21 protein-coding genes are annotated in these 24564 nt (G+C 63.8%); 8 read left to right on the forward strand and 13 right to left on the reverse strand.

The window, feature by feature from the left end:
* Nucleotides 1–20: 20 nt before the first annotated feature.
* A complete protein-coding gene (locus NK8_RS24640) occupies nucleotides 21–704 on the forward strand; it encodes a TetR/AcrR family transcriptional regulator (protein WP_213230745.1) in 684 nt (227 codons plus the stop codon).
* Between the two features lie 25 nt (nucleotides 705–729).
* On the opposite strand, the gene NK8_RS24645 is transcribed toward NK8_RS24640, so the two are convergent.
* Nucleotides 730–2250 (reverse strand): acyl CoA:acetate/3-ketoacid CoA transferase, encoded by a 1521-nt coding sequence (locus NK8_RS24645; RefSeq protein ID WP_213231553.1) that lies wholly within the window; start codon nucleotides 2248–2250, stop codon nucleotides 730–732.
* Between the two features lie 214 nt (nucleotides 2251–2464).
* On the opposite strand from NK8_RS24645, the gene NK8_RS24650 reads away from it, so the two are divergent.
* From NK8_RS24650 to NK8_RS24675, 6 genes are read left to right on the forward strand one after another with little or no spacing between them, the layout of a single operon-like run.
* Nucleotides 2465–3610: an acyl-CoA dehydrogenase family protein gene (locus tag NK8_RS24650; protein WP_213230747.1), complete on the forward strand. Its 1146-nt coding sequence runs from the start codon at nucleotides 2465–2467 to the stop codon at nucleotides 3608–3610.
* Nucleotides 3607–4386, forward strand: a complete 780-nt coding sequence (locus NK8_RS24655) for a 3-ketoacyl-ACP reductase (protein ID WP_213230748.1) — start codon at nucleotides 3607–3609, stop codon at nucleotides 4384–4386. The genes NK8_RS24650 and NK8_RS24655 overlap by 4 nt, the downstream gene beginning before the upstream one ends.
* A gap of 7 nt (nucleotides 4387–4393) precedes the next feature.
* Nucleotides 4394–5569 (forward strand): dihydrodipicolinate synthase family protein, encoded by a 1176-nt coding sequence (locus NK8_RS24660; RefSeq protein ID WP_213230749.1) that lies wholly within the window; start codon nucleotides 4394–4396, stop codon nucleotides 5567–5569.
* The gene (locus NK8_RS24665) at nucleotides 5566–6417 is read left to right on the forward strand and encodes a sugar phosphate isomerase/epimerase (protein WP_213230750.1); all 852 of its coding nucleotides are present in this window, start codon (nucleotides 5566–5568) and stop codon (nucleotides 6415–6417) included. The genes NK8_RS24660 and NK8_RS24665 overlap by 4 nt, the downstream gene beginning before the upstream one ends.
* A gap of 18 nt (nucleotides 6418–6435) precedes the next feature.
* Entirely contained in the window at nucleotides 6436–7419 is a 984-nt protein-coding gene (locus tag NK8_RS24670; protein WP_213230751.1) for a Gfo/Idh/MocA family protein, read from the forward strand.
* A gap of 10 nt (nucleotides 7420–7429) precedes the next feature.
* Nucleotides 7430–7678: a hypothetical protein gene (locus NK8_RS24675; protein WP_213230752.1), complete on the forward strand. Its 249-nt coding sequence runs from the start codon at nucleotides 7430–7432 to the stop codon at nucleotides 7676–7678.
* Here the strand turns inward: NK8_RS24675 and NK8_RS24680 are convergent.
* The 10 genes from NK8_RS24680 to oxlT all read right to left on the reverse strand — a co-directional run bounded on the left by NK8_RS24680 (nucleotide 7648) and on the right by oxlT (nucleotide 21269).
* On the reverse strand, nucleotides 7648–8106 hold the full coding sequence (locus NK8_RS24680) for a ribonuclease (protein WP_213230753.1): 459 nt from the start codon (nucleotides 8104–8106) through the stop codon (nucleotides 7648–7650). The two genes, NK8_RS24675 and NK8_RS24680, sit on opposite strands and share 31 nt — an antisense overlap.
* A 162-nt stretch (nucleotides 8107–8268) precedes the next feature.
* Nucleotides 8269–10854, reverse strand: a complete 2586-nt coding sequence (gene acnB, locus NK8_RS24685) for a bifunctional aconitate hydratase 2/2-methylisocitrate dehydratase (protein WP_213230754.1) — start codon at nucleotides 10852–10854, stop codon at nucleotides 8269–8271.
* Nucleotides 10855–11062: 208 nt separating this feature from the next.
* The gene (locus tag NK8_RS24690) at nucleotides 11063–12079 is read right to left on the reverse strand and encodes a 2-dehydropantoate 2-reductase (protein ID WP_213231555.1); all 1017 of its coding nucleotides are present in this window, start codon (nucleotides 12077–12079) and stop codon (nucleotides 11063–11065) included.
* Nucleotides 12080–12085: 6 nt separating this feature from the next.
* Entirely contained in the window at nucleotides 12086–13483 is a 1398-nt protein-coding gene (locus NK8_RS24695; RefSeq protein WP_213230755.1) for an NAD(P)(+) transhydrogenase (Re/Si-specific) subunit beta, read from the reverse strand.
* 10 nt (nucleotides 13484–13493) lie between these two features.
* Nucleotides 13494–15053 carry a Re/Si-specific NAD(P)(+) transhydrogenase subunit alpha gene (locus NK8_RS24700; RefSeq protein WP_213230756.1) on the reverse strand — a complete coding sequence of 520 codons (1560 nt, stop codon included), beginning with the start codon at nucleotides 15051–15053 and terminating at the stop codon, nucleotides 13494–13496.
* A gap of 57 nt (nucleotides 15054–15110) precedes the next feature.
* Nucleotides 15111–15920, reverse strand: coding sequence for a fumarylacetoacetate hydrolase family protein (locus NK8_RS24705; protein WP_213230757.1), 810 nt, complete (start codon nucleotides 15918–15920; stop codon nucleotides 15111–15113).
* Between the two features lie 241 nt (nucleotides 15921–16161).
* On the reverse strand, nucleotides 16162–16593 hold the full coding sequence (locus tag NK8_RS24710) for a PAS domain-containing protein (RefSeq protein WP_213230758.1): 432 nt from the start codon (nucleotides 16591–16593) through the stop codon (nucleotides 16162–16164).
* 142 nt (nucleotides 16594–16735) lie between these two features.
* Nucleotides 16736–17989 carry a formyl-CoA transferase gene (gene frc / locus NK8_RS24715; protein ID WP_213230760.1) on the reverse strand — a complete coding sequence of 418 codons (1254 nt, stop codon included), beginning with the start codon at nucleotides 17987–17989 and terminating at the stop codon, nucleotides 16736–16738.
* 28 nt (nucleotides 17990–18017) lie between these two features.
* Nucleotides 18018–19760: an oxalyl-CoA decarboxylase gene (gene oxc / locus NK8_RS24720; RefSeq protein ID WP_213230762.1), complete on the reverse strand. Its 1743-nt coding sequence runs from the start codon at nucleotides 19758–19760 to the stop codon at nucleotides 18018–18020.
* Nucleotides 19761–19919: 159 nt separating this feature from the next.
* Nucleotides 19920–21269 (reverse strand): oxalate/formate MFS antiporter, encoded by a 1350-nt coding sequence (gene oxlT, locus NK8_RS24725; RefSeq protein WP_213230764.1) that lies wholly within the window; start codon nucleotides 21267–21269, stop codon nucleotides 19920–19922.
* 356 nt (nucleotides 21270–21625) lie between these two features.
* Between oxlT and NK8_RS24730 the strand changes: the two genes are divergently transcribed.
* Complete coding sequence (locus NK8_RS24730) at nucleotides 21626–22060, forward strand: hypothetical protein (RefSeq protein ID WP_162068691.1); 435 nt, start codon at nucleotides 21626–21628, stop codon at nucleotides 22058–22060.
* A gap of 65 nt (nucleotides 22061–22125) precedes the next feature.
* Here the strand turns inward: NK8_RS24730 and NK8_RS24735 are convergent, their stop codons facing one another.
* Both NK8_RS24735 and NK8_RS24740 read right to left on the reverse strand, forming a co-directional pair.
* Nucleotides 22126–23136, reverse strand: coding sequence for an alcohol dehydrogenase catalytic domain-containing protein (locus NK8_RS24735; RefSeq protein WP_213230766.1), 1011 nt, complete (start codon nucleotides 23134–23136; stop codon nucleotides 22126–22128).
* 21 nt (nucleotides 23137–23157) lie between these two features.
* Entirely contained in the window at nucleotides 23158–24549 is a 1392-nt protein-coding gene (locus tag NK8_RS24740; protein WP_213230769.1) for an MFS transporter, read from the reverse strand.
* Nucleotides 24550–24564: the final 15 nt, after the last annotated feature.

Here is a 24564-nt window from a genome sequence, read left to right on the forward strand (position 1 = left end):
CTTTCATTTCGACGACGCACATGACCCTCGCCACCACCACGCAGAAACGCGCATCCAAGACGCCCGAGGCCGAAGTCACGCGTCAGCCCAGACAACGGGACCCGGAGGTGACGAAGGCCCGCATCCTCGAAGCCGCGAAAAAGGAGTTCGCCAAACTCGGCATGGCGGGCGCGCGGGTCGAAGCCATCGCGACACGCGCGAAGGCCAACAAGCGGATGATCTATCACTACTTCGGCAGCAAGGAGGAGCTGTTCGTCGCGGTCCTCGAAGATGTCTACGCCGACATCCGCTCCGCCGAGCAGAAGCTCGATCTCGACCATCTCTCCCCCGAGGACGCGATCGTCGCGCTCACCACGCACACCTGGAACTACTACCTGAAGAACCCCGAGTTCATGACGCTCGTGAACAGCGAGAACCTGCATCGCGCGCGGCACGTCAAGAAGTCCGCGCGCTTCAAGGAACTGCATCAGGGTTTCATTTCGATGCTCCAGCGCATCCTCGACCGCGGCGTCGCAGCAGGCGCGTTCCGCAGCGGCGTCGATGCGCGGCAACTGCATATCACCATGGCCGCGATCGGCTACTACTACCTCACGAACCGCTTCACGAGCGGCGTGATCTTCGACATCGACTTCATGGACAAGGCGGCGCTCAAGAGCCGCCTCGAATTCAACATCGATACCATCCTGCGGCTCGTACGGCCGTGAAGCTTGCGCGCGCAGCGGTGTCATCTCACGCCACCTTCTCTTGCGATGCCGACATCCGCGCGAGCAACGCTTCATCGACGAGCGGCCTGAACGCCATGCGCGCCAGCACGTCACGCTCGATATCGACGCCATCCGCGACTTCGATCAGGCGCACGCCTTCGGCCTCCAGTCGAAACACCGCGCGCTCGGTCACGTAAAGCACTTCCTGAGCGCTGCGTAACGCCTGCTCGCCGCTGAACGTGATGTGCTGCACGCGTTCGACGAGCTTCGGCACGCTGCCCGGCGACACGATATTCAAACGCGTCCCCGTTTGTTCGACTTGCAGGCCCTTCGCCTCGAAACTGCCGCAGAAAACGATCTTGCGCGCGCCCTGCGTGATGTCGATGAAACCGCCCGGCCCCACCACCGTCGAACCGAGCTTCGACACGTTGATGTTGCCCGCGCCATCCATCTCGCCCATGCCGAGGAAGGAGACATCGACGCCGCCGCCGCTGTAGAAATCGAACTGATCGACGCTCGACAGGATCGCGTGCGCGTTGCGCGCCGTGCCGAACATGGGGCCATCGAGCATGGCGCCGTTGTGGATGCCCTGCTCCACCGATCCCCAGAACGTGCCCATGCGCCCCTGCTGCGCGAGCAACGCGGGAATGCCGCCCGGAATGCCGAAGCCGAAATTCGCCGACTGCCCCTCATGCAGTTCGAGCGCGGCGCGCGCGGCGATGATGCGGCGGATGCCCGTCGGCACTTCGTAGAATCCGTCGCCGATGGCGCACTGCGCTTCGCCGCTCAGCGCCGGATCGTAGTCCGACACCACGCATTGCACCTGCTCAGGCGTCTCGACGAGCGTATCGACCAGAATGCCCGGAATGCGCACGAGGCGCGCCGGCACATAGCCTTCAGGCTCGCGCTCCTTCACCTGCACGATGACGCGTCCAGCGCTGTTGTGCGCGGCCAGCGCGGCGGCGTAGACATCGAGGTCGGCCGGTTCGCGGCGCAGCGTGACATTGCCGCTTTCATCCGCCGATGAGCCACGCACGATCGCGAAATCGACCTTGAACGGCTTGTAGCGCAGATACTCGCGGCCGTCGAGCTCGATCAGTTCCACGAGATCTTCGCTGGCGCGTTCGTTGATCTTGCCGCCATCGATACGCGGATCGACAAAGGTTCGCAGTCCAACATGCGTGACAAGTCCCGGCCGGCCCGCGCCGATCTCGCGCAGCAGCGTGGAGATGACGCCCGCCGGAAAGCTGTACGCCTCGAACGCATTCTCGCGGGCGAGCTTCTGCATCGCGGGCGCCCAGCTCCAGTGGCCGCCGATCACGCGTTTGACCATTCCCGCATGGGCGAACCGGCCCAGCCCGCTGCCCTTGGCATCGCCGATACCGAGCGCGTGGACGATGGTCAGATCGCGCGGATGCCCGGTTTCGAGAAAGCGCCGTTCGAGCTGCGCGAGCACGGCGTCCGCTTCGAGCAGCCCGCCGCCGGAACCCGCGAGCGCGATCGTCGCGCCATCGAAAATCTGCCCGACCGCAGCGGCAGCGTCCATCCACTTGTTCACTGAAAGCTCCTTTGAGAATCCGCCGCGAAAGCCATTGACAGCGGCCATTCGTTGGTCTTAAATAACCCACCAGATGGTTACTTGTTGCGAATGTTGGCACACGAAACCTCTGAATTCAAGCGGTATTTCGACGGTCTGCGGGTATACCTTCAAGACAAGTCCTGCCGCAAATATCTGGTCTGACGAATGGCATGGAGACAGCATGAGACTCTCGGAATTACACGAGCAAATCCGCGACACCACGCGGCGTTTTGCGCAGGAAGTCATCCGGCCCCTGGCCGAGGAACTGGATCGCGAAGAGCGCTTTCCGGCGGAGATCTACAAGCAGATGGGCGAGCTCGGGTTATTCGGCATCACCGTGCCGGAGGAATTCGGCGGCGCCGGGATGGATGTCACGGCGTATGCGCTCGTGATGGAGGAGTTGTCGCGCGGTTACGCGTCGGTGGCGGACCAGTGCGGCCTGCTCGAACTCGTCGGCACCTTGCTGAGCGCGCATGGCAGCGATGCGCAGCGCGCAAGGTATCTCGAATCGCTGCTGCGCGCGGAACTGCGCCCGGCTTACTGCATCACCGAATCCGACGCGGGCACGGACGTCTCCGGCATCCGGACCACCGCCACGCGCACAGCCGATGGCTGGGAACTCAGCGGCGCGAAGCTGTGGATTCATAACGCGCCGGTCGCGGACCTCGCGTTCGTGCTGGCGCGCACGGACCTCGCGGCGGGCAAGCGGGGCATGAGCATCTTCATCGTCGACTGTCATTTGCCGGGCGTATCGAAGGGGCCGAAGGAACACAAGATGGGGCAGCGTGCGTCGCAGGTCGGCGAGCTTCATTTCGACCGCGTGCAGCTTGCCGAAGACGCGCTGCTCGGGCAGGAAGGACGCGGCTTTCACATGATGATGAGCGCGCTCGACAAAGGCCGCGTGGGCATTGCCGCGCTGGCGGTCGGCATTGCGCAGGCGGGTCTCGAAGCAGCGCTCGAATACGCGCAGACCCGCAAGCAGTTCGGCACGCATATCGCCGAGTTTCAGGGCGTGCAGTGGATGCTCGCCGACATGGCGAAAGATATCCAGGCCGCGCGCCTGCTGGTGCACGATGCCGCCGCGCGTCTCGAAGCCGGTGAGCGTGCGAGCATCGCGTGTTCGATGGCGAAATGCTTCGCGGGCGATACCGCGGTCAAGCACAGCGCGAATGCCGTGCAGATCTTCGGCGGCAGTGGCTACATTCGCGGCTATGAAGTGGAACGCCTCTATCGCGACGCGAAGATTACGCAGATCTACGAAGGCACGAATCAGATTCAGCGCACGATCATCGCGCGCGATCTGATCGCCAATGGAGCATCGTTATGAGCGCGCGTCCCGTTGCGCTCGTCACGGGCAGCCGGCGCGGCATCGGGCGGGCGATAGCCATCGAACTCGGCCGCGCGGGATTCGATGTCGCGCTCACCGACGCCGTGGCCTCCGATGAACTCGATCAGGCCGCAGCCGAAGTCGAGAAGACCGCCGCGCGCGCGATCGCCGTCGTCTCCGATCTCGCCGATATCGCCGCGAATCACGCCACGTTGCTCGACATCGAAACGCGTCTCGGCGGCCCGATCGATTGTCTCGTGAACAACGCGGGCGTGTCGGTGTTGTCGCGCGGCGATCTGCTCGACGTGACGCCCGAAAGCTTCGACCGCTGCATCGCGATCAATACACGCGGGACCTTCTTTCTGACGCAGGCGTTCGCGCGGCACTTTCTGTCGCGCACGCGCAAGAGCGTGGCGGCGCATCCGAGCGTCATCACGATCACCTCGTCGAATGCGGTCGCCGCTTCGCCGTTGCGCGGCGAGTATTGCGTGTCGAAGGCGGGGTCATCGATGGCCACGACGCTGTTTTCGCTGCGCCTCGCCGAGCACGGCATCGGCGTCTATGAAGTGCAGCCGGGTCTGATCGAGACCGAGATGACCGCGCCTTCCCGCGCGCGCTACGACGCGCAGATGGAGCAAGGTCTCACCGCCATCAGGCGCTGGGGCACGCCGCTGGAAGTCGCGACCGCCGTGCGCACGCTCGCGACCGGCGGCTTGCCGTACAGCGCAGGACAGGCGATCCGCGTCGATGGCGGCTTACTCGTCAACAAATACTGAGATGCACATGAACTCAACGCTCAAGTTGCCGACTGCCCTCGGCACGATGGAAAGTTATCGCCTGCAAGGCACCCCGCTCGATGCGCGAACGCCCGCTCGCACATTCAACCGCATCGCCTATTCGGCCGCACACGTCGTGGCCGATCCGCTGCGCGCCGCTGAACTCGGCGCGCCGCCCGCCATCGACTGGGAGCGCACGCTCGAATATCGGCGCTATCTGCTCCGGCAAGGTCTCGGCATCGCCGAGGCAATGGACACCGCGCAACGCGGCATGGGTCTGCCGTGGCATAGCGCGCTGGAACTGATCACGCGCACCATCGAAGGCACGCGCGATATTCCCGGCGCATTGATTGCGTCGGGCTGCGGCACGGATCACGTCGCGCTGCCATCGATCACGAACTGCGATCAGGTGATCCGCGCCTACGCCGAACAACTCGAAGCCGTGCAGCGCGTGGGCGGACGCGTCATCCTGATGGCGAGCCGGGCGCTTGCGCGGGTCGCGCGCTCGCCGGATGACTATCGGCGGGTCTATCGTGAAGTCCTCGCAATGTGCGATCGACCGGTGATCCTGCACTGGCTCGGCGAGATGTTCGATCCCGAGTTGGCGGGTTACTGGGGCGAGGCGGCTTATGAGCGCGCCGCGCAAGTGTGTCTCGACGTGATCGGCGACAGCGTCGATCGTGTCGACGGCATCAAGATTTCCCTGCTCGATGACGCCAAGGAAATTGCGTTCCGCCGTCGGCTGCCGCACACGGTGAAGATGTATACCGGCGACGATTTCAACTATCCGGACCTGATAGCGGGCGACGACGTCGGCTATTCGCATGCGCTGCTCGGCATCTTCGATGCGATTGCGCCGGCCGCATCGCAGGCACTCGACGCGCTCGCCAGCGATGACCCCGATACGTTCCACGCGCTGCTTGCGCCGACGGTCCCGCTGTCGCGTCACATCTTTCGCGCGCCTACGCAGTACTACAAGACGGGCGTCGTGTTCCTCGCCTATCTGAACGGCTTTCAGGATCACTTCTTCATGCTCGGCGGCCATCACGGCATGCGCCCGCCCGCCTATCTCGCCGATGTTTTCCGTCTTGCCGATCAGGCAGGTCTGCTGCGCGATCCCGACGATGCCAGCGGCCGCGTTCGCAAGGTCATGACGGCGCTTGGTTGCGGCGAGCGATCATGAGAAACCTGCAGGGAAGACTCGATCTGTGCGCCGTCAACACCGCGACGCTCGGCCATCGCGAACCGTTGAGCGTAACGATCGACCGCGTTGCGGCGGCGGGATTCGGCGGCATCGCGCCGTGGCGTCACGAAGTAGAGCACGCGAACGTGGCCGAACTCGCGAGGCAGATCCGCGCCGTCGGTCTGCGCGTCACGGGCTATTGCCGTTCGACTTATCTGCCGGCGACGAGCCGTGAGCAGTTCGCCGCGAACATCGACGCGAACAAGGCGGCCCTGCACGATGCCGCGACCCTCGGCGCGCGCTGCTTCGTCATGGTGGTCGGTGGCTTGCCCGAGGGCAGCCGCGATCTGCACGGCGCGCGCGCCCAGGTCATCGAGGGGCTCGGCGAACTGCTCGAGACGGCGCGCGATTGTGGCGTGCCGCTCGCGCTCGAACCGCTTCATCCGATGTACGCAGCGGACCGCGCCGTCATCAACACGCTTGCGCAGGCGCTGGATATCTGCGCCGAACTCGATCCTGACCACGCCGGCAATCTCGGCGTCGCGCTCGATGTCTATCACTGCTGGTGGGACCCGGCGCTGCGCGCATCGATCGCGCGAGCGGGACAGGACGATCGACTGCTCGCTTTTCATGTGTGCGACTGGCTCCATGAAACACGCGACCTTCTGCTGGATCGCGGCATGATGGGCGACGGTGTCGTCGATCTTTCCGACATTCGGCGGAGCGTCGAGCACGCCGGTTATGACGGACTGGTCGAAGTGGAGATTTTCTCGAAAGAAAACTGGTGGCGGCGCGATCCGGATGACGTGCTGCGCATCTGCGCGGAACGCCTGCAGAGTGTGTGCTGAAACGATGAGAGGAACATCATGACGCGAGACAAGGTTCGTTGGGGCGTGCTTGGCGCCGCCCGCATCGCCGACAATTTCGTGGTGCCCGCCATCCAGCGATCGGTCAACGGTCGCGTGGTGTGCGTCGCCGCACGCGATCGCGACCGCGCCGCCGCGTTCGCCGCGCGGCACGGCATCGCAGCCACACATGCGAGTTACGACGAAGTCATCGCAAGCGATCAGGTCGATGCCGTCTACCTCCCCCTGCCGACGGCCAGTCACTTCGAGTGGTGCAGAAAGGCGCTGCTCGCGGGCAAACATGTCCTGTGCGAGAAGCCCATCGCGATGACGGCCTCGCAGGTTCGTGAGTTGATTGCGCTGCGGGACGCGACGGGTCTGATCTGCGGCGAGGCGTTCATGGTGGCGCACCATCCGCAGTGGGCATTCGTCAGGGAGCGCATCGCAAACGGGTCACTTGGTGAACTGAAGCGCGTGGAAGGGTCCTTCACTTACTTCAACGATGATCCTCGCGCACTCAAGAACGATCTGGCGCTGGGCGGCGGCGGTGTGCGTGACATCGGCGTCTATCCCGTCGTCACGACGCGCATCGCGACGGGCCTGGAGCCTGTCGAGGTCAACGCGAGCATTACCATCGATCCGCGCTACGGCACGGACAAGCTGGCGGTCTGCGATCTGAAATTTCCCGGTTTCGACCTTCACTTCTACTGCGGCACGCAACTCGCGCGCCGCCAGCATATGATCTTCCACGGCTCGAAAGGCTGGCTTTCACTGGATGCGCCGTTCAACCCCGGCGTGTACGCCGGTGCGTGCGTTCACATTCGTTCGGATGACACGGGAAAGGTCGAAAAGGTCGAATTTGGAAACGTCGATCAGTATCAGTCGATGGTTGAAAATTTCAGTGCAGCGGTGCTCGGGCCCGACAAATCGATTGTATTTACGCTCGAGAATTCGCTGGGCAACCAGCTTGTCATCGACGAGGTCCTGTCTCATGCCGACCGTTAGCACGGCGTCGATGACCGACGTGCAGCAACTCCGGGAAACCCGCGCGCTGGCCGCCGCGCGCGCCAACGCGGATGACGCATCCTTATGGCGCTGGTTTTCGGCCCTGATGGACGGTGGAGAGATTCGCTGGTGCCTCGCCGCCGAAGGCTGGCTCGTCAGCGTCAATCATCGGCATGTGGCGACCGCCGCGTCCTTCGACGAGGCCATTCGCACCGCCAAGGCACATGTTCATTCCGCGATGCGCTTGAAACTGGCGTAGTAATCCTCGGTGTAGTAGCAATCGCCTGTCTGCCGGCGCGGTCCGCCGCACACGATGCGGCGTTGCCCGCGATCCGTCGAACCGGGCGTGCGAACCGTATATGCGTGGTAATAGCCGCGCGGATGCTGCGGCAGCAGTGCCGAGCTGTTGCGGAACAGGACGCCGTCCTCCCCAAACGGGTACGGGCCGCCCGCTTTGATCAGACGCAGCGTTTCAGTTGCCTCTGCCGGCAATTTCGCCCGGGTGACCGTGGCGAGCACGCCCGATGCGGCGGGTGGCTCGCTCGCGGCCTGGCTCAGTTGGCCCGCCGCCTGACTCGCGGCGGATGCGCCCGTGTCCTGAGCAGGTGTAGGCGATTTGTTTTTGTCGCATCCGCCGAGGAGTGCGCTCAAGACGAAGATGCAGGCGAAAACGCGTGCCGGTTTCACGAGATGGTTGTCTCCACGTTGACCTGCATCCGACGATCACGAACGATTCAGGGTATCGCTAATGGCAAGGCGAATCAACGTTTCGACGCCGACAAAAAATGGCGCCGCAGGCATTCAGCTTGCGGCGCCACTGCATGACGATGTTGAGAACCGACAGCGTCCTTACATCTTCACGGTATCGGCCACTTCCTTGAAGTCTTCGATCTGGTCGAAGTTCATGTACTGGTAAATCTTGTCGCTGTTCGCGTCGAGCACGCCGATGTCGGCCATGTACTCGGCCTTGCTCGGAATCTTGCCCAGACGCGAGCAGATCGCCGCCAGTTCCGCCGAGCCGAGATACACATTCGTGTTCTTGCCCAAGCGGTTCGGGAAGTTGCGGGTCGAGGTCGACATGACCGTCGCGCCTTCGCGCACCTGTGCCTGGTTACCCATGCACAGCGAGCAGCCCGGCATTTCGGTACGCGCACCGGCCGTGCCGAACACGCCGTAGTGACCTTCCTCGGTCAGCTGCTTCTGATCCATCTTCGTCGGCGGAGCGACCCACAGCTTGACGGGGATGTCGCGCTTGCCTTCCAGCAGCTTCGACGCGGCACGGAAGTGCCCGATGTTGGTCATGCACGAGCCGATGAACACTTCGTCGATCTTGGCGCCAGCCACGTCGGAGAGCGTCTTCACGTCGTCCGGATCGTTCGGGCAGGCCACGATCGGCTCGTGAATATCGGCGAGGTCTATCTCGATGACCGCGGCATATTCGGCGTCGGCATCCGGCGACAGCAGTTGCGGGTCGGCCAGCCACTGCTCCATCGCCTCGATGCGGCGCTGCAGGCTGCGCGGGTCCTGATAGCCCTGGGCGATCATCCACTTCAGCAGCGTGACGTTGCTGTTGAGATACTCGATGATCGGTTCCTTGTTCAGGTGGACCGTGCATCCGGCGGCCGAGCGCTCGGCCGAAGCATCCGACAATTCGAACGCTTGCTCGACCTTCAGGTCGGGCAGGCCTTCGATTTCGAGCACGCGGCCCGAGAAAATGTTCTTCTTGCCTTGCTTGGCGACCGTCAGCATGCCCTGCTTGATCGCGTACAGCGGGATTGCGTTGACCAGATCGCGCAGGGTCACGCCCGGCTGCATCTTGCCCTTGAAGCGGACCAGCACCGATTCCGGCATGTCCAGCGGCATGGTGCCGGTGGCGGCCGCGAAGGCGACCAGGCCCGAACCCGCCGGGAAGCTGATGCCGATCGGGAAGCGCGTGTGCGAGTCGCCGCCGGTGCCCACGGTGTCGGGCAGCAGCATGCGGTTCAGCCACGAGTGGATCACGCCGTCGCCCGGGCGCAGCGCGATGCCGCCACGGGTGCTGATGAAGTTCGGCAGGGTCTGGTGGGTCTTCACGTCCACCGGCTTCGGATAAGCGGCCGTGTGGCAGAACGACTGCATGACGAGGTCGGCCGAGAAGCCCAGGCACGCCAGGTCCTTCAGTTCGTCGCGGGTCATCGGGCCGGTGGTGTCCTGCGAGCCAACCGAGGTCATCTTCGGTTCGCAGTACGTGCCCGGACGCACGCCCTGGCCTTCCGGCAGGCCGCAGGCGCGGCCGACCATCTTCTGGGCCAGCGAGAAGCCACGGCCGTTGTCGGCGGGCTGCTGCGGCAGGCGGAACAGGGTCGATGCAGGCAGGCCCAGCGCTTCGCGCGCCTTCGCGGTCAGCCCGCGGCCGATGATCAGCGGAATGCGGCCGCCGGCGCGCACTTCGTCGAACAACACGTCGGACTTGACCTGGAATTCGGCGATCACTTCGCCGTTCTTCAGCGCACGGCCTTCGTACGGGCGCAGTTCGACCACGTCGCCCATTTCCATCTTCGAGACATCGAGTTCGATCGGCAGGGCTCCCGCGTCTTCCATGGTGTTGTAGAAGATCGGGGCGATCTTGCCGCCAAGGCACACGCCGCCGAAGCGCTTGTTCGGGATGAACGGAATGTCCTCGCCCGTGAACCACAGCACCGAGTTGGTGGCCGACTTGCGCGACGAGCCGGTGCCGACCACATCGCCTACGTACGCGACCAGGTGACCCTTTTCCTTCAGCGACTCGATGAACGCGACAGGCCCACGCTTGCCGTCTTCTTCCGGCGTGATGCCGGGACGGGCGTTCTTCAGCATCGCCAGCGCGTGCAGCGGAATGTCCGGGCGGGTGGTGGCGTCCGGGGCCGGCGACAGGTCGTCGGTGTTGGTTTCGCCCGTCACCTTGAAGACGGTGATGGTCAGGCTTTGCGGCACTTCCGGACGGCTCGTGAACCATTCGGCGTCCGCCCAGCTTTGCAGTACGGCGCGCGCGTGGGCGTTGCCCGCGTCGGCCAGTTCCTTGACATCGTGGAACTGGTCGAACATCAGGAGGGTTTTCTTGAGCGCTTCGGCAGCCACGGCGCCGACTTCGGCGTCGGACAGCAGTTCGATCAGCGGCTGGATGTTGTAACCGCCGAGCATGGTGCCGAGCAGCTCGGTGGCGCGGGCGCGCGTGATCAGCGCGCAGGCCGTCTGACCCTTGGCCACGGCGGCGAGGAAGCCGGCCTTGACGCGGGCGGCTTCGTCCACGCCCGCGGGCACGCGGTTGGTGATCAGGTCGAGCAGCGTCTGTTCTTCACCGGCGGGCGGATTCGTCAGCAGTTCCACCAGCTCGGCGGTTTGCTGGGCCGACAGCGGCAGGGAAGGAATACCGAGCGCGGCGCGCGCGGCTGTGTGGGCGCGAAAGTTTTCGAGCATGGGGACCGTTCGTATTGCGTTTCAGGGGCTTTCCAAACGTGCCGAGGGTGTTCTGGCACTGCTTCGGCCGCCATTTTAATCGCAATACTGCACCGCGTCAAATGTCTTATGTCTTATGTCTTATATAAGAGTTGATGACGAAAAGTTTGCCCAGTGATGATGGGCAGTCGATGTTCCCGTGCGCCGCCCCGTCGGCGGCGCACGTCCGTCAGGCCGTTTCCACTACGGGCGTAGGTTTTTCGGCTGGCCTGGGCGCGTGCTCAGCTACCTGTCCCCGCAGCTTGATGAGCGCCAGCACGGTATCGATCGTCGGTGTCGGCTGGTCGACGAGACGCCCCATTTCCTGGACGACGGTGAGAAGCGGATCGATCTCCATCGGCCGGTTGGCTTCGAGATCCTGGAGCATCGATGTCTTGTGCGCGCCGACCGCGCCCGCGCCGTCGATACGCCTTTCGACGTCGACCCGAAAATGCACGCCGAACTGATCGGCGATCGTCTTGGCCTCCAGCATCATGGCTTTGGACACCGCGCGCGTAGCCGGATTGCTCGTGATGACATCGAGGGTTGCATGCGTCAATGCGCTGATCGGGTTGAAGCAGAGATTGCCCCAGAGCTTCAGCCAGATTTCATCGCGGATACGTTCCCGGATGGGCGCATCCAGACCCGCTGCGCTCATGATTTCATGCAGCCTCTGAATGCGCTCGCTGCGCTCCCCGCTGGGTTCGCCGATGGGAAATTTCTTTCCATACACATGGCGGATCACACCCGGCGCGACGACTTCCGCCGCCGGGTACACCACGCATCCGATCGCGCGCTCCGGTCCGAGCGCGCTCCATTGCGTTCCGCCGGGATCGACGCTGTCGAGCGTGGTGCCTTCCAGATTCCCGCCATGCCTGTGAAAGTACCAATAGGGAATCCCGTTGACGGCCGTGACGATCGCCGTGTCCGGCCCGAGCAAGGTTCGTATCTGGCCGACGACACCCGGCACCGAATGCGCCTTCAACGCCACGATCACGTAATCCTGCTGACCCAGCTCGCGCGGGTCCGATGCACATCGGACCTTGACCACACGTTCCTCGCCGTCGATTTGCAGCCGTACGCCCTTTTCCTGCATGGCGGCGAGGTGCGGACCGCGCGCAACGAAGCTCACATCAGCACCCGCGAGCGCCAGCTGCGCGCCGAGATATGCGCCGATTGCACCGGCGCCATAGACACAGATCTTCATGGTCACTCACGCTCCAAGATGATTGAGCAGCGCATCGACACTGCCTTTCGCATCGCCGAACAGCATCCGCGTGTTTTCCTTATAGAAGAGCGGGTTGTCGACACCCGCATAGCCCGCCGCCATGCTTCGTTTGGACACGACCACGGTGCGCGCCTTCCACACTTCGAGCACCGGCATGCCGGCAATCGGACTGCCGGGGTCTTCGAGCGCGCCCGGATTCACGATGTCGTTTGCACCGATCACCAGCACGACATCCGTGCTGGAAAAGTCTTCGTTGATTTCATCCATTTCGAGAACGATGTCATACGGCACCTTCGCCTCCGCAAGCAATACGTTCATGTGCCCCGGCAAGCGGCCCGCCACCGGATGAATGCCGAAGCGCACCTTCACGCCCTTGCTGCGCAGGTTTTTCGTGATCTCGCTGATGGTCGCCTGAGCCTGCGCGACGGCCATGCCGTAGCCCGGCACGATGACGACTTCCGATGCATCGCGCAACAGCGCGCCAACTTCATCGACCGTGACCGGTGCGACTTCTCCCTCGATCGCCTTTCCTGCGGAAGACGTCACCGTGCCGAACCCGCCCAGAATCACGGAGAGAAATTTGCGGTTCATCGCGCGGCACATGATGTAACTCAGAATCGCTCCGCTCGAGCCGACCAGCGCGCCGGTCACGATCAACAGATCGTTGCTGAGCATGAAGCCGGTCGCGGCGGCCGCCCAGCCCGAGTAGCTGTTCAGCATCGACACGACCACCGGCATGTCCGCGCCGCCGATCGCCATCACCAGATGCACGCCGAGCAGTGCGGCGATCGCGGTCATGGTGACCAGCGCGCTGATGCCGACATCCGCGTCGGGCGCAGTGAGGAACACATAGCCGAGCGCGAGGCACGCGAACACGCCGACGAGATTCAGCGTGTGCCGCATCGGCAGCAGCAAGGGCTTGCCGCCCACGATGCCCTGCAGCTTGAGGAATGCGGCGATGGATCCCGTGAACGTCACCGCGCCGATGAACACGCCGAGAAAAATCTCGACCTCGTGCACCGATTGCGCCACGCTGTCCGGCTCCGCGCCCGATCCCGGCGACAGATAGCTCGCGATGGCGACCAGCACCGCCGCCAGCCCCACGAAGCTATGCAATGCCGCGACGAGTTGCGGCATCTGCGTCATCTCGACGCGTCGGGCGAGCAGCGCGCCGCCCGCCACGCCGATTGCCATCAGCACGACGACGACCGGCAGCGCCGCTCCGCCGTTGAGCCATAGCGTCGTGACGATCGCGATGGCCATGCCGGCGACGCCGCAGAGGTTGCCGCGCCGCGCCGTTGCCGGATGACTGAGCCCGCGCAGGCTCAGGATGAACAGCACGCTCGCCACCAGATAGGCGATGCTTCCGATTCCAGTTTGCATGTCGATCTCCTTAGCGCTGGAACATGTTCAACATGCGTTGAGTGACGAGAAAGCCGCCAGCGATATTGATGGTCGCGATCAGAATCGCCAGGCCGGAAAGAATCGCGACCAGGTTATTCGGCGTGCCGACCTGCAACAGCGCGCCCGTCACGATGATGCCGCTGACCGCGTTGGTCACGCTCATCAGCGGTGTGTGCAGTGCGGGCGTCACGTTCCATACGACCTGATAGCCGACGAAGATCGCAAGCACGAACACGGTGAAGTGTGCGACGAACTCAGGCGGAGCAACGGCGCCCAATGCCGCGAGCAATACGGCTGCAACGACGAGCCCGGCCACGCCGATCCATCCCGCGCGGCGCTTCTGTTCGATCGTCGCGGCAATCGTCGTGGCGGGTTTCGCGGCGGCGGGAGGAGCGACCGCGGGCGCGGGCTTCCTGGGCATCGGCCATCTCACGTGGCCGCGCAGCACCACGGCCACACCGCCGATCACTTCGTCATCGGTATCGACCACGATTTCGCCGTTCTTCTGCGGCGTCAGATCAGTCAGAAGATGCCGCAGATTCGTGCCGTACAACTGGCTCGATTGCGTCGCCATGCGCGATGGCAGATCCGTATAACCGACGATCGTGACGCCCTCCACGAATGCCGCCTCGCCCGGCCGCGTAAGCTCGCAATTGCCGCCCTGCTCCGCCGCCATATCGATGATCACGCTGCCCTGGCGCATGCTGCGCACCATGTCGGCGGTGATCAGTCTGGGCGCGGGCTTGCCCGGAATCAGCGCGGTCGTCACGATGATGTCGACCTCCTTCGCCTGCGCGGCGAACAACGCCATTTCCGCGGCGATGAATTCCGCGCTCATCTCTTTCGCGTAGCCGCCGCTGCCGCTGCCGTCTTCCACATAATCGAGTTCGAGAAACTCCGCGCCCATGCTCTCGACCTGCTGCCGCACTTCGGGCCGCGTATCGAATGCACGGACGATCGCGCCGAGACTGCGCGCCGCGCCGATCGCCGCGAGTCCCGCCACGCCCGCGCCGATCACCATCACTTTGGCCGGGGCGATCTTGCCTGCCGCCGTGATCTGTCCCATGAAGCCACGGCCGAACTGGTGCGCAGCTTCGATGACCGCGCGATAGCCCGCCATATTGGCCATCGAACTCAATGCATCGAGCTTTTGCGCGCGCGAGATGCGCGGCACGCAGTCCATCGCGAGCGCGGTGACGTTGCGCGCGGCGAGGCGCGTCAACAGCGTTTCGTTCTGCGCCGGCCAGATAAAACTGATCAGCGTCGATCCTTCGCGCAACCACACGACTTCATCGGCCGCAGGTTCGATGGAAGGCGCCCTCACTTTCACGACGATATCCGCGCCCGCATAGAGCGACGGCGCGTCCTGCGCGATATGCGCCCCCGCCGCGCGATAGGCGTCATCGGTAAATGCGGCAAGTTCACCCGCACCGGTCTCGACGGTCACTTCGAAACCGAGCTTCAGCAGATGTCCGACTACTTCGGGCGTCAAGGCGACGCGACGTTCCCCGGGATAGCGCTCCCGTGGCACTGCAATCATCATTGGCATGACTAAATTCCCAATCGACGGTTTGAAATTCTGAGTGGCGCGCGCCTGAGAGAAGCCTTAGCGTGCTTCAACCGTCGCGAGTACTTCGGACACGTGGTTCGTCAGTCTGCCGATGCCTTCGATCGAAACCTCGACCGTCGCGCCATCGCGCATCGAACCCACGCCCAGCGAAGTGCCGCACGCGATCACGTCGCCTGGCAGCAAGGTCATGTCGCGGGAAATGCGGCTCACCTGTTCCAGCGGTGAAAACGCCATGTCGGCCAGCGGATAGTTTTGCCGCTCGACGCCGTCGAGCGTGGTGACGACGTGGGTGTTTTCCCAGTCGAGTTCGGTCGTGATCGCAGGTCCGATGCAACCGAACGTGTCATAGCCTTTCGCGCGACACCATTGTGCAAAGTTCGCATCTTCGAACAGCAGGTCGGCGGCCGTGACGTCGTTGACGCATGTATAGCCGAACACATAACCGGCGGCTTCCTCGACGCTCACATTGCTGCACCGTTTGCCGATCACGATCCCGAGCTCGCCTTCGTAGACGATCTTGCCGTCGTATGCGGCGGGACGCTGAATCGTGTCGCCGGGTCCGGCGAGCGACGTCGACGGTTTGATCAGAAACAGCGGATGTTTGGGCAGCGGCTTGCCCAGCTTCGCGGATAGCGCATGAAAGTTGTTCCATAACGCGACGATACGGCTCGGCACGCACGGACTCGTCAGCGAAACGTCGTCGAGGCCGAACGTCCGTCCTGTCGGACGCGGCGAGGCGAACATGTCGCCTTCGTATTCGATCACGCGCCCGTCGTCGAGCAGGCCAAAACCAGCGCGGCCATTTTCCTTGCCCGTCGCGTGCGTATAGCGGATCCACAAGCTCATATTGTCTCCTCCCGATGTCGCAAGACCTTTCGCGCTGCGCGCGCAGCCGCCTGCGCCTCGCGTCAGCGAAGCTGGCGCAAGGTACGAATAGTTGTCGATTTCTGGTCGGTCAGCCGCGAACGCGGGCGTCGTTGAAGCGGCCGGTGGGATGGGTGGCCGCTTCCTCCTCTACAGCTTCGTCCGGGCGCTTCGTGGTGCGCAGACGCAAGCCGCTGTCTTATGTTCTTTGAATCGCTGAAGCTCAGGCGGGGGTCTTTGCCTCCAGCTCGGCGATCCTCTTGCGTAGCGCACGATCTTCCTGAAAGCGCGCCGTTTCATCGCGAATGATCGCGACAATGCCGGTCACTTCGCCTTGCGGCGAGCGCAATAGCGCGACCGTGAACGCGATCGACATCGCGCGTCCGGCCTTATCGACGGCAGGCACCTTGAGCAGATCGTGCCCATAACGCGTCTCGCCGGTCGCCATCGTCTTCTGGTAGCCGTCCCAATGACGGCCGCGCAGACGTTCCGGAATGATCAGATCCAGCGACTGTCCCATTGCTTCGCTTTCGGTAAAGCCGAACATGCGTTCCGCAGCCGGATTCCATAGCGTGATGGCACCGCTCGCATCCGAAATGATCACGGCATCGCCAATTGCATTGACGAGCTGTTCGTAGTCGATGGTGTGGGCCATGGTGTCGTCCGGATCGTGGGGTAACGATGCAGCTTACGCTTGAAAGCGATCTAATATTTATCCGGGGACGCTGCCGTCCTGCCGTCTTCCTGTCAAGACGGCAGAAGGCAGCGATCACCCTTTACCTGCCAATGCGACCGCGTCAGACGGCCCGGATTTCCTGCATGCGCGCAACTTGCTCCGCGCTGTAGCCAAGCTCGAGCAAGACTTCCTCGGTGTGCTCGCCCAAGAGCGGCGAGCCCGTGATTTCCGGCTTCAGGTCCGAGAACTTGATCGGGCTGCCGACCGTGAGGTACTTGCCGCGCACCTTGTGATCGACTTCGACGATCGAGCCGCTCGCGCGCAGCGATTCATCGTTCGCGAGTTCTTTCATCGTCAGCACCGGCGCGCACGGAATATCGAACTTGCGCAGGATATCGACGGCTTCGAACTTGGTCTTGTCGGCGAGCCACGTTTCGATCGTATTGAAGATATCGAAGATATGCGGCTGGCGCGCTTCGGCCGTCATGTAGTTCGGGTCCTGAATCCATTCCGGCTTGCCGATCGCGCGGCAGATCGGCGCCCACGCGTGACCCTGAATCGTGAAGTAGATGTACGCGTTCGGGTCGGTTTCCCAGCCCTTGCACTTGAGCACCCAGCCCGGCTGTCCGCCGCCGCCCGCGTTGCCGCCGCGCGGCACCACGTCGCTGAACGTGCCGTGCGGATATTGCGGATACTCTTCCAGGTAGCCCACGCGATCCAGACGCTGCTGGTCGCGCAGCTTCACGCGGCACAGATTCAGCACGCTGTCCTGCATCGACACGGCGACTTTCTGCCCCTTGCCCGTTTGCTGACGGCCGATGATCGCCGTGAGAATGCCGATCGCCAGGTGCATGCCGGTGTTGCTGTCGCCGAGCGCGGCTGCGCTGATGGTCGGCGGGCCGTCCCAGAAGCCCGTCGTCGATGCCGCGCCGCCCGCGCATTGCGCGACGTTTTCATAGACCTTCAGATCGTCGTAATGGTGACCGTCGCTGAAGCCCTTGACGGATGCCACGATCAGCTTCTTGTTCAGTTCGTGGATGTTTTCCCACGAGAAGCCCATGCGGTCCAGCGCGCCCGGACCGAAGTTCTCGACCAGCACGTCCGATTCGCGGATCAGCTTGGTGAGCACTTCCTTGCCTTCTTCCGTTTTCGTATCGAGCGTCAACGAGCGCTTGTTGCTGTTGAGCATCGTGAAATACAGCGCGTCGGCGTCCGGAATGTCGCGCAACTGGTTGCGCGTGACGTCGCCCGACCCGGGACGTTCGACCTTGATCACATCCGCACCGAACCAGGCCAGCATCTGGGTGCATGCGGGACCGGCTTGCACGTGCGTGAAGTCGATGATCTTGATGCCTTTGAGTGGTTTGTCGCTCACTTGAAATCTCCTGGGTGGCTGGTCTTGATTACTTTTTCATCGCCGCGGTTTGCGGGTTCAGATTCGTCAGGCGACCGCTCTCCGTGCCGGCCGTTTCATCGATCACTGCGTTGATCAGCGTCGGCTTGCCCGACTTGATCGCTTCTTCGAGTGCATGTGTGAGCTCTTCGGGCGTCGTCGCGTGGAAACCGATGCCGCCGAATGCCTCGATCATCTTGTCGTAGCGCGCGTTCTTCACGAACACGGTCGGCGCGACGTCCTTGCCGCCGGTCGGATTCACATCGGTGCCGCGATACACGCCGTTGTTGTTGAAGACGATGGTGCAGACCGGCAAGTCGTATCGGCAGATGGTTTCGAGTTCCATGCCGCTGAAGCCGAACGCGCTGTCGCCTTCGATCGCGACGACCTGCTTGCCGCTCGTCACCGCCGCGCCGATCGCGAAGCCCATGCCGATGCCCATGATTCCCCACGTGCCGGAATCGAAGCGCTTGCGCGGCTCGTACATGTCGATGATGCTGCGCGCATAGTCGAGCGTGTTCGCACCTTCGTTGACGACGTTGATGTCCGGGCGCGTCTTCAGCACGTCGCGAATGGCGCGCAGCGCGCTGTGGAAATTCATCGGCGACGGATTCTTCGCGAGCGTGGCCGCCATCTTTTCGAGGTTCTTGTTCTTGCGCTCGTTGATCGCGCCCGTCCATTCGCCCGACGGCTTCGGGAAACCCGCATCGATGCCCGCGACGAGCGCCGACACGCACGAACCGATGTCGCCGATTACCGGCGCCGCGATCGCGACGTTGCTGTCGATCTCGGTCGGCGAGATGTCGATCTGCACGAACTGCTTGGGCGCCGCGCCCCAGGTCTTGCCCTTGCCGTGCGCCAGCAGCCAGTTCAGACGCGCGCCGATCAGCACGACGCAGTCCGCTTCCTGCAGCACGAACGAACGCGCCGCCGACGCCGATTGCGCATGCGTGTCGGGCAGCAGGCCCTTGGCCATCGACATCGGCAGATACGGAATGCCGCTCTTCTCGACCAGTTCGCGAATCTGCGCATCGGCCTGCGCGTAGGCCGCGCCCTTGCCGAGCAGGATCAGCGGACGCTTCGCGCTCTTGATCACGTCGAGTGCGCGCTTCACCGAATCCGGCGACGGCAGCTGACGCGGCGCGGCATCGACCACCTTGATGAGCGATTGCTGGCCCTTGAGCGCGTCCATCGTCTGTGCGAGCAGCTTGGCGGGCAGATCGAGATACACGCCGCCCGGACGGCCCGACACGGCTGCGCGGATCGCCCGCGCCACGCCGATGCCGATGTCTTCCGCATGCAGCACGCGATAGGCCGCCTTCGCATACGGCTTGGCCGCGTTCAGCTGGTCCATCTCCTCGTAGTCGCCCTGCTGCAGATCGACGATCTCGCGCTCGCTGGAGCCGCTGATCAGGATCATCGGGAAGCAATTGGTCGTCGCGTTGGCCAGCGCGGTCAGGCCGTTCAGGAAGCCCGGCGCCGACACGGTCAGGCAGATGCCCGGCTTCTGGGTCATGTAGCCGGCGATCGCGGCCGCATTGCCCGCATGCTGCTCATGACGAAAGCCGATGAAGCGCATGCCTTCCGCCTGCGCGAGGCGCGCCAGGTCGGTGATCGGAATGCCGACGAGGCCGAAGATCGTGTCGATGTCGTTGAGCTTCAGCGCATCGATGACCAGGTGGAAACCGTCAGTCGTCTGCTGCACTTGTTCTTCAGCGACTGCCTGCGCGCTTTCCTCGAGTACGTCTGCCATTTTGTCTCCTCCTGATGGATGGTTATCGTGGTGATATACTAGATATCAGATACTGAATTTGTCAAAGCCTATTTTTGGTTTTTTTGAGCTGGCTGTTTTAGAAACCGAGGCCGCGGACGTCCGTCACGCGGCCTTTCGCATTTCTGGGTCAACGCGAATTCATCGTGCCGACGATTTGCTCGGCGCTTCGGTCCAGTCAGACGGGAAGGACATGCCGAGCGGCGGCGAAGCGGTCTGCGTGATCGTGTTTTCTATCCAGCGGCGGCGCATGGGCGCGAGTACGAACTTGGCGCATATGCCCGCCGCTATCGAAGTGATCGCGGTCGCGATGAACACCGTGTTCCACGAGCCGAGCGACGCCAGCACGGACGCAATCGGCACCATCATCGAGGCCGTTCCCTTGGCCGTGTACAAGGTGCCCGCGTTGGCGGCGGCGTACTTGCTGCCGAAGGTGTCGGCGCAGGTCGCCGGGAAGATCGAAAAGATCTCGCCCCAGCACAGGAACGTCAGCGCCGCGAACACCATGAACATGTAGGGGTTCTGGCCGAACTGCATCAGCCCGAGCAGCGCGACGCCCTCGCCCAGAAAGATGATGAACATGGTGTTTTCCCGGCCGATCTTGTCCGAGATGAAGCCGCATAGCGGTCGCGTGAAGCCGTTGCACAGGTTGTCGATGGACAGCGTCATCGCGAGCAGCGGCAAGGTCGCGCCGAACAGGCTCACCGGCATGCTGGCGAAGCCGTATTCCTTGGCGATCGGCCCGAACTGCGCGGTGGCGATCACGCCGCCCGCCGCCACCGCGACGAACATCGCATACAGCACCCAGAAGATGGGCGCGCGCACCATCTGCCCAGTCGTGTAGTCGATCTTGGTCGACACGATGCGTTTGGCCGGCACCAGGTTCGCAGGCGGCTTCGGCCGCACGAGCAACAGCGCCAGCACGAAGATCACCGCGCCTTGCAGGCTGCCGAAGAACATGAACGCGCTTTCGTAGCCGGTGCTCTGGATCATGTTGGAGATCGGGATCACGGTCACGGCCGCGCCCGCGCCGAAGCCTGCCGCCGTCAGACCGGCCGCGAGGCCGCGCTTGTCCGGAAACCACTTCAGCGCGGTGCCGACGCACGTGCCGTACACGCAACCCGCACCGATACCCGCGACCACGGCGGCGATGTACAGATGCATGAGCGTGGTGGCATGCGCGTCGATGATCCAGCCGATCCCCGCGCAGATCGCGCCGCCCATTACCACGGGTCGCGGCCCGAACTTGTCGACGAGCCAGCCCTCGACGGGCACGAGCCACGTCTCCGTGACGATGAAGATCGTGAACGCGGTCTGAATCGCCGCCTGCCCCCAATGGTGCTTCGCGTCCATCGGCATCACGAACAACGTCCACGCGTACTGGAAGTTGGCCACGAGCCCCATGCAGACGATGCCGATCGTCAACTGCACCCACCTGTTATGACGAAGTCCGTTCGAATACCCGGTCATCGCCGTGTCTGCGCTTGCCATGTCTGTCTCCGTTATGTGTCAGTGCGCTCGTGCGGCGCCTATGTACTTCAGAAACCGACGCGGTGCGTCGGTGGCGAGTCGGTGTGTCGGATAGATGGCCGGTCGTCGCGGCAGGCGCGATCGAACGCGGAAAAGCACACGAGTGCATCGTGCTCGCGAAAAACGATAAGGAAAAATTAGAAAAAATTTAGATATCGATTCAGGATCGTGAATGAATTAGTGGCGGCATAGATTCGCGGCGAAAGGGCGGCGAATCGATTTTGTTACACCTCTTACCGCCAACGACGCGCGTCGTTACGAAAACCTTTCAGGGCCACGGGTATACTCGCGCCGTCTCAAAAACAAACATCCGAACAATGTCCAAGCGAATCATTCAGTTTGTTGCGATCGCCGCGCTCGCGGCTTCGGCGTCGATGCCGGCCCTGGCGGGCGACATGAACAATGCGCTCGGCGGCGCGCTCGGCGGCGTGGCCGGCGCGGCGCTCGGTGGCGCGGTAGGCGGCAGCACGGGCGCGGTGCTCGGCGGCGCAGTCGGTGGGGGTGCGGGCGGTGCGGTCACGTCGAACCGTCGCGAGCGCACGGGCGCGATCATCGGCGGCGCGCTGGGCGGCGGCGCGGGCACGGCGGCAGGCAATGCGATGGGCGGCCGTGGCGGCGGCCTGGTCGGCGCGGCGCTGGGCGGCGGCGCGGGTGCAGCGCTGGGCGGCAATGTCTCGCGCTCGAATTCCTACGCGGACGACTACAGCCGCGGTCATCACGGCAAGCACCACAAGCATCATCGTCACGACTGAGCACGGACCGGCCCCGGCGCGATTGCCCTCGCGCCGAGGCCGGCAGAACTCGACGTCCGGGACCCTCAGGCCGGGTCTGGAATGAGCAGAACCTTGCTCGATTTCGCCAGGCCCGCATGCAGATCGGCAAATGCTTGCGGACCTTGCGCGAGCGACCTTTGCTCCAGCCACGCCAGCGAACCGAACGCCCCTTCGTGCAGCGCGGCGACGCTCGCGCGCAGATCGGCCATCGTGTAGGTGTAGGTGCCGAGCAGGGTGATTTCCGCGAGCGTGAGCTTGCGCATGTCGATCTCGCTCGCCCAGTCCTGCAAACCGATGTGCATGATCACGCCGCCCGGCTTCACCGCCGCGAGTGCGCTCGCGCGCGTGACCTTGGCGCCCACCGCATCGATCACGAAATCGAAGTGGTTCTCCGGCGCTTCCTGCGCCAGCGGATCGAGCGTTTTGCAACCGGCCTCGCGCTCGCATGATGCACGGCGCGCGGCGTGGGTTTCGGCCACCGTCACGTCGCGGCATCCGTACGCACGCAGCAGCAACGCGCAGAACAGGCCGATCGCGCCACCGCCGATCACGAGCGCGCGGCACTCGGGCAAGGGCCGCAGCAACGCGCGCATCGTGAGATTCACCGCATGCAACGCGGTCGCGGCAGGCTCGGTCGCGGCGGCAATGTGCGCGGGCATGTCGCCGGGAATCTCGACGAGACTCGCGGCCGGTATCGACATGTAGTCGGCGAAGGCGCCGGGACGCGTCATGCCGACCATCGTGCGATTCGCGCACAGGTTATCGCGGCCCTGCACGCAAAACTCGCACGTCCCGCAGGTGATGAGCGGATTGCCGGTCACGCGCGTTCCTTCCCGCCACTTCGCATCGCGACTCTGCGCGATGGTGCCCGCGAATTCGTGTCCGAGCACGAGGCCCGGCTTGCGACGCGGATCGTGCCCGTGATAGGCGTGCATGTCGGAGCCGCAGATGCCGACCGCGTCGATCTTCAGCACGACCTCGCCCGCTTGCGCGACCGGCTCGGGGCGATCGAGGAGCTGCATCTCATGCGGCTGGGTGTACACAAGGGCTTTCATCGAAAAGTTTTCCCGTTGGTGTTATCGATAGCTGGCGAGTTCGCGTGCGCGCAGGCGCTCGCACGAAGGCGACTTGCGATGTCGCGCGAGCCACGCACAACACGACGCGCTCAGAACGCCCGCAGCCAGCACGTAGAGGCACAGGTACCACGGCTTGCCGGACTGGATTCCGGTCAGCCATGTCGCCGCGACGGGCGTGAGGCCTCCCGCGAACACGCCTGCGAACTGATAGACGAACGAGATGCCGCTGTAGCGCACATCCGGCTCGAACGCTTCGGAAAAGAGCGAGGACATCGTGCCGAACACGGCAGCATGAAACACCCCGAACGGTACGATGATCGCGATCCACACCGGCAGCGCCGAGCCGTTCGCGCCCGCCATCAGCATGAACGCAGGAAACGCCGAGAGTCCCGCCAGCAGCGCGCCCGTGCCGTACACGACCGGCTGCCCGACCTTGTCGGACACGCGCCCCCAGAACGGGATGAAGAACGTCATCACGAGCGCGCCGAATACCACGCCGAGCAGCGCGGTGGTGCGCGCGAAGTGCAAGGTGTCGGTGAGATAGTGAATCGAGAACACGCCGAACACATTGAAGAACACGCCATCGATCACGCGCGCCCCCATGCATGCGAGCACCGTGCGCGGATAGCGCCGGAACACGTCCATGATCGGCAGCGTGGCCTTGTGCGCTTTCTTCGCCTTCTTGAAGTCGTCGGTTTCGGCGACGTGCTTGCGCATGTAGAAGGTCACGATGACGAGCACGCCGCTCGCAAGGAAAGCCAGCCGCCAGCCCCACGTCAGAAACTGCTTCTCGTCGAGCGTGAACGACAGCACCGCGATGACGCCCGAGGCGAGCACGAGGCCGAGCGACATGCCCACCTGCGGCAGGCTCGCGTAGAAGCCGCGCTTCTCGACGGGCGCGGACTCATAGGTCATCAGGACCGCGCCGCCCCACTCGCCGCCGAGCCCGATACCCTGCACGATGCGGCAGGCAAGCAGCAACAGCGGCGCCGCAATGCCGATGCTCGCATACGGCGGCACTAGGCCGATCAGGACGGTCGCGCCGCCCATCAGCAGCAACGTGAGCATCAGCATCTTCTTTCTGCCGAGCCGGTCGCCGAAGTGACCGAAGATCACGCCGCCCACCGGCCGCGCGACGAAGCCGAGCGCGAACGTGCCGTAGGCGAGCATGGTCGAGATCACCGGGTCCGTCTGCGGGAAATACAGCTTGTTCAGCACGACGCCCGCCACCACCCCATAAAGGAAGAAGTCGTACCATTCGATCACCGCGCCGAGCACGCTCGACACCGTGACCGCCCGCAGATTCTCCGAACCGCTGCGCGCGACATCTTCAGCGGACGAAGGCGCGCCCGTGCCGACGTGCCCGCGTCCCTGACTGTCCTGAATCAGCATGTTTGTCTCCACCAA

It is taken from the genome of Caballeronia sp. NK8, from assembly GCF_018408855.1.
Taxonomy (GTDB): Bacteria; Pseudomonadota; Gammaproteobacteria; order Burkholderiales; family Burkholderiaceae; genus Caballeronia.

Bases quoted from the DNA above. Each gene is read 5' to 3' on its own strand.
- NK8_RS24675 (WP_213230752.1), top strand. From the start codon at position 7,430: ATGACCGACGTGCAGCAACTCCGGGAAACCCGCGCGCTGGCCGCCGCG.
- NK8_RS24735 (WP_213230766.1), bottom strand. From the start codon at position 23,136: ATGAAAGCCCTTGTGTACACCCAGCCGCATGAGATGCAGCTCCTCGAT.
- NK8_RS24705 (WP_213230757.1), bottom strand. From the start codon at position 15,920: ATGAGCTTGTGGATCCGCTATACGCACGCGACGGGCAAGGAAAATGGC.
- NK8_RS24695 (WP_213230755.1), bottom strand. From the start codon at position 13,483: ATGCAAACTGGAATCGGAAGCATCGCCTATCTGGTGGCGAGCGTGCTG.
- NK8_RS24690 (WP_213231555.1), bottom strand. From the start codon at position 12,079: ATGAAGATCTGTGTCTATGGCGCCGGTGCAATCGGCGCATATCTCGGC.
- acnB (WP_213230754.1), bottom strand. From the start codon at position 10,854: ATGCTCGAAAACTTTCGCGCCCACACAGCCGCGCGCGCCGCGCTCGGT.
- NK8_RS24650 (WP_213230747.1), top strand. From the start codon at position 2,465: ATGAGACTCTCGGAATTACACGAGCAAATCCGCGACACCACGCGGCGT.
- NK8_RS24645 (WP_213231553.1), bottom strand. From the start codon at position 2,250: ATGGACGCTGCCGCTGCGGTCGGGCAGATTTTCGATGGCGCGACGATC.
- NK8_RS24730 (WP_162068691.1), top strand. From the start codon at position 21,626: ATGTCCAAGCGAATCATTCAGTTTGTTGCGATCGCCGCGCTCGCGGCT.
- NK8_RS24740 (WP_213230769.1), bottom strand. From the start codon at position 24,549: ATGCTGATTCAGGACAGTCAGGGACGCGGGCACGTCGGCACGGGCGCG.
- NK8_RS24710 (WP_213230758.1), bottom strand. From the start codon at position 16,593: ATGGCCCACACCATCGACTACGAACAGCTCGTCAATGCAATTGGCGAT.
- NK8_RS24700 (WP_213230756.1), bottom strand. From the start codon at position 15,053: ATGCCAATGATGATTGCAGTGCCACGGGAGCGCTATCCCGGGGAACGT.
- NK8_RS24660 (WP_213230749.1), top strand. From the start codon at position 4,394: ATGAACTCAACGCTCAAGTTGCCGACTGCCCTCGGCACGATGGAAAGT.
- NK8_RS24655 (WP_213230748.1), top strand. From the start codon at position 3,607: ATGAGCGCGCGTCCCGTTGCGCTCGTCACGGGCAGCCGGCGCGGCATC.
- NK8_RS24665 (WP_213230750.1), top strand. From the start codon at position 5,566: ATGAGAAACCTGCAGGGAAGACTCGATCTGTGCGCCGTCAACACCGCG.
- NK8_RS24670 (WP_213230751.1), top strand. From the start codon at position 6,436: ATGACGCGAGACAAGGTTCGTTGGGGCGTGCTTGGCGCCGCCCGCATC.
- NK8_RS24640 (WP_213230745.1), top strand. From the start codon at position 21: ATGACCCTCGCCACCACCACGCAGAAACGCGCATCCAAGACGCCCGAG.
- oxlT (WP_213230764.1), bottom strand. From the start codon at position 21,269: ATGGCAAGCGCAGACACGGCGATGACCGGGTATTCGAACGGACTTCGT.
- oxc (WP_213230762.1), bottom strand. From the start codon at position 19,760: ATGGCAGACGTACTCGAGGAAAGCGCGCAGGCAGTCGCTGAAGAACAA.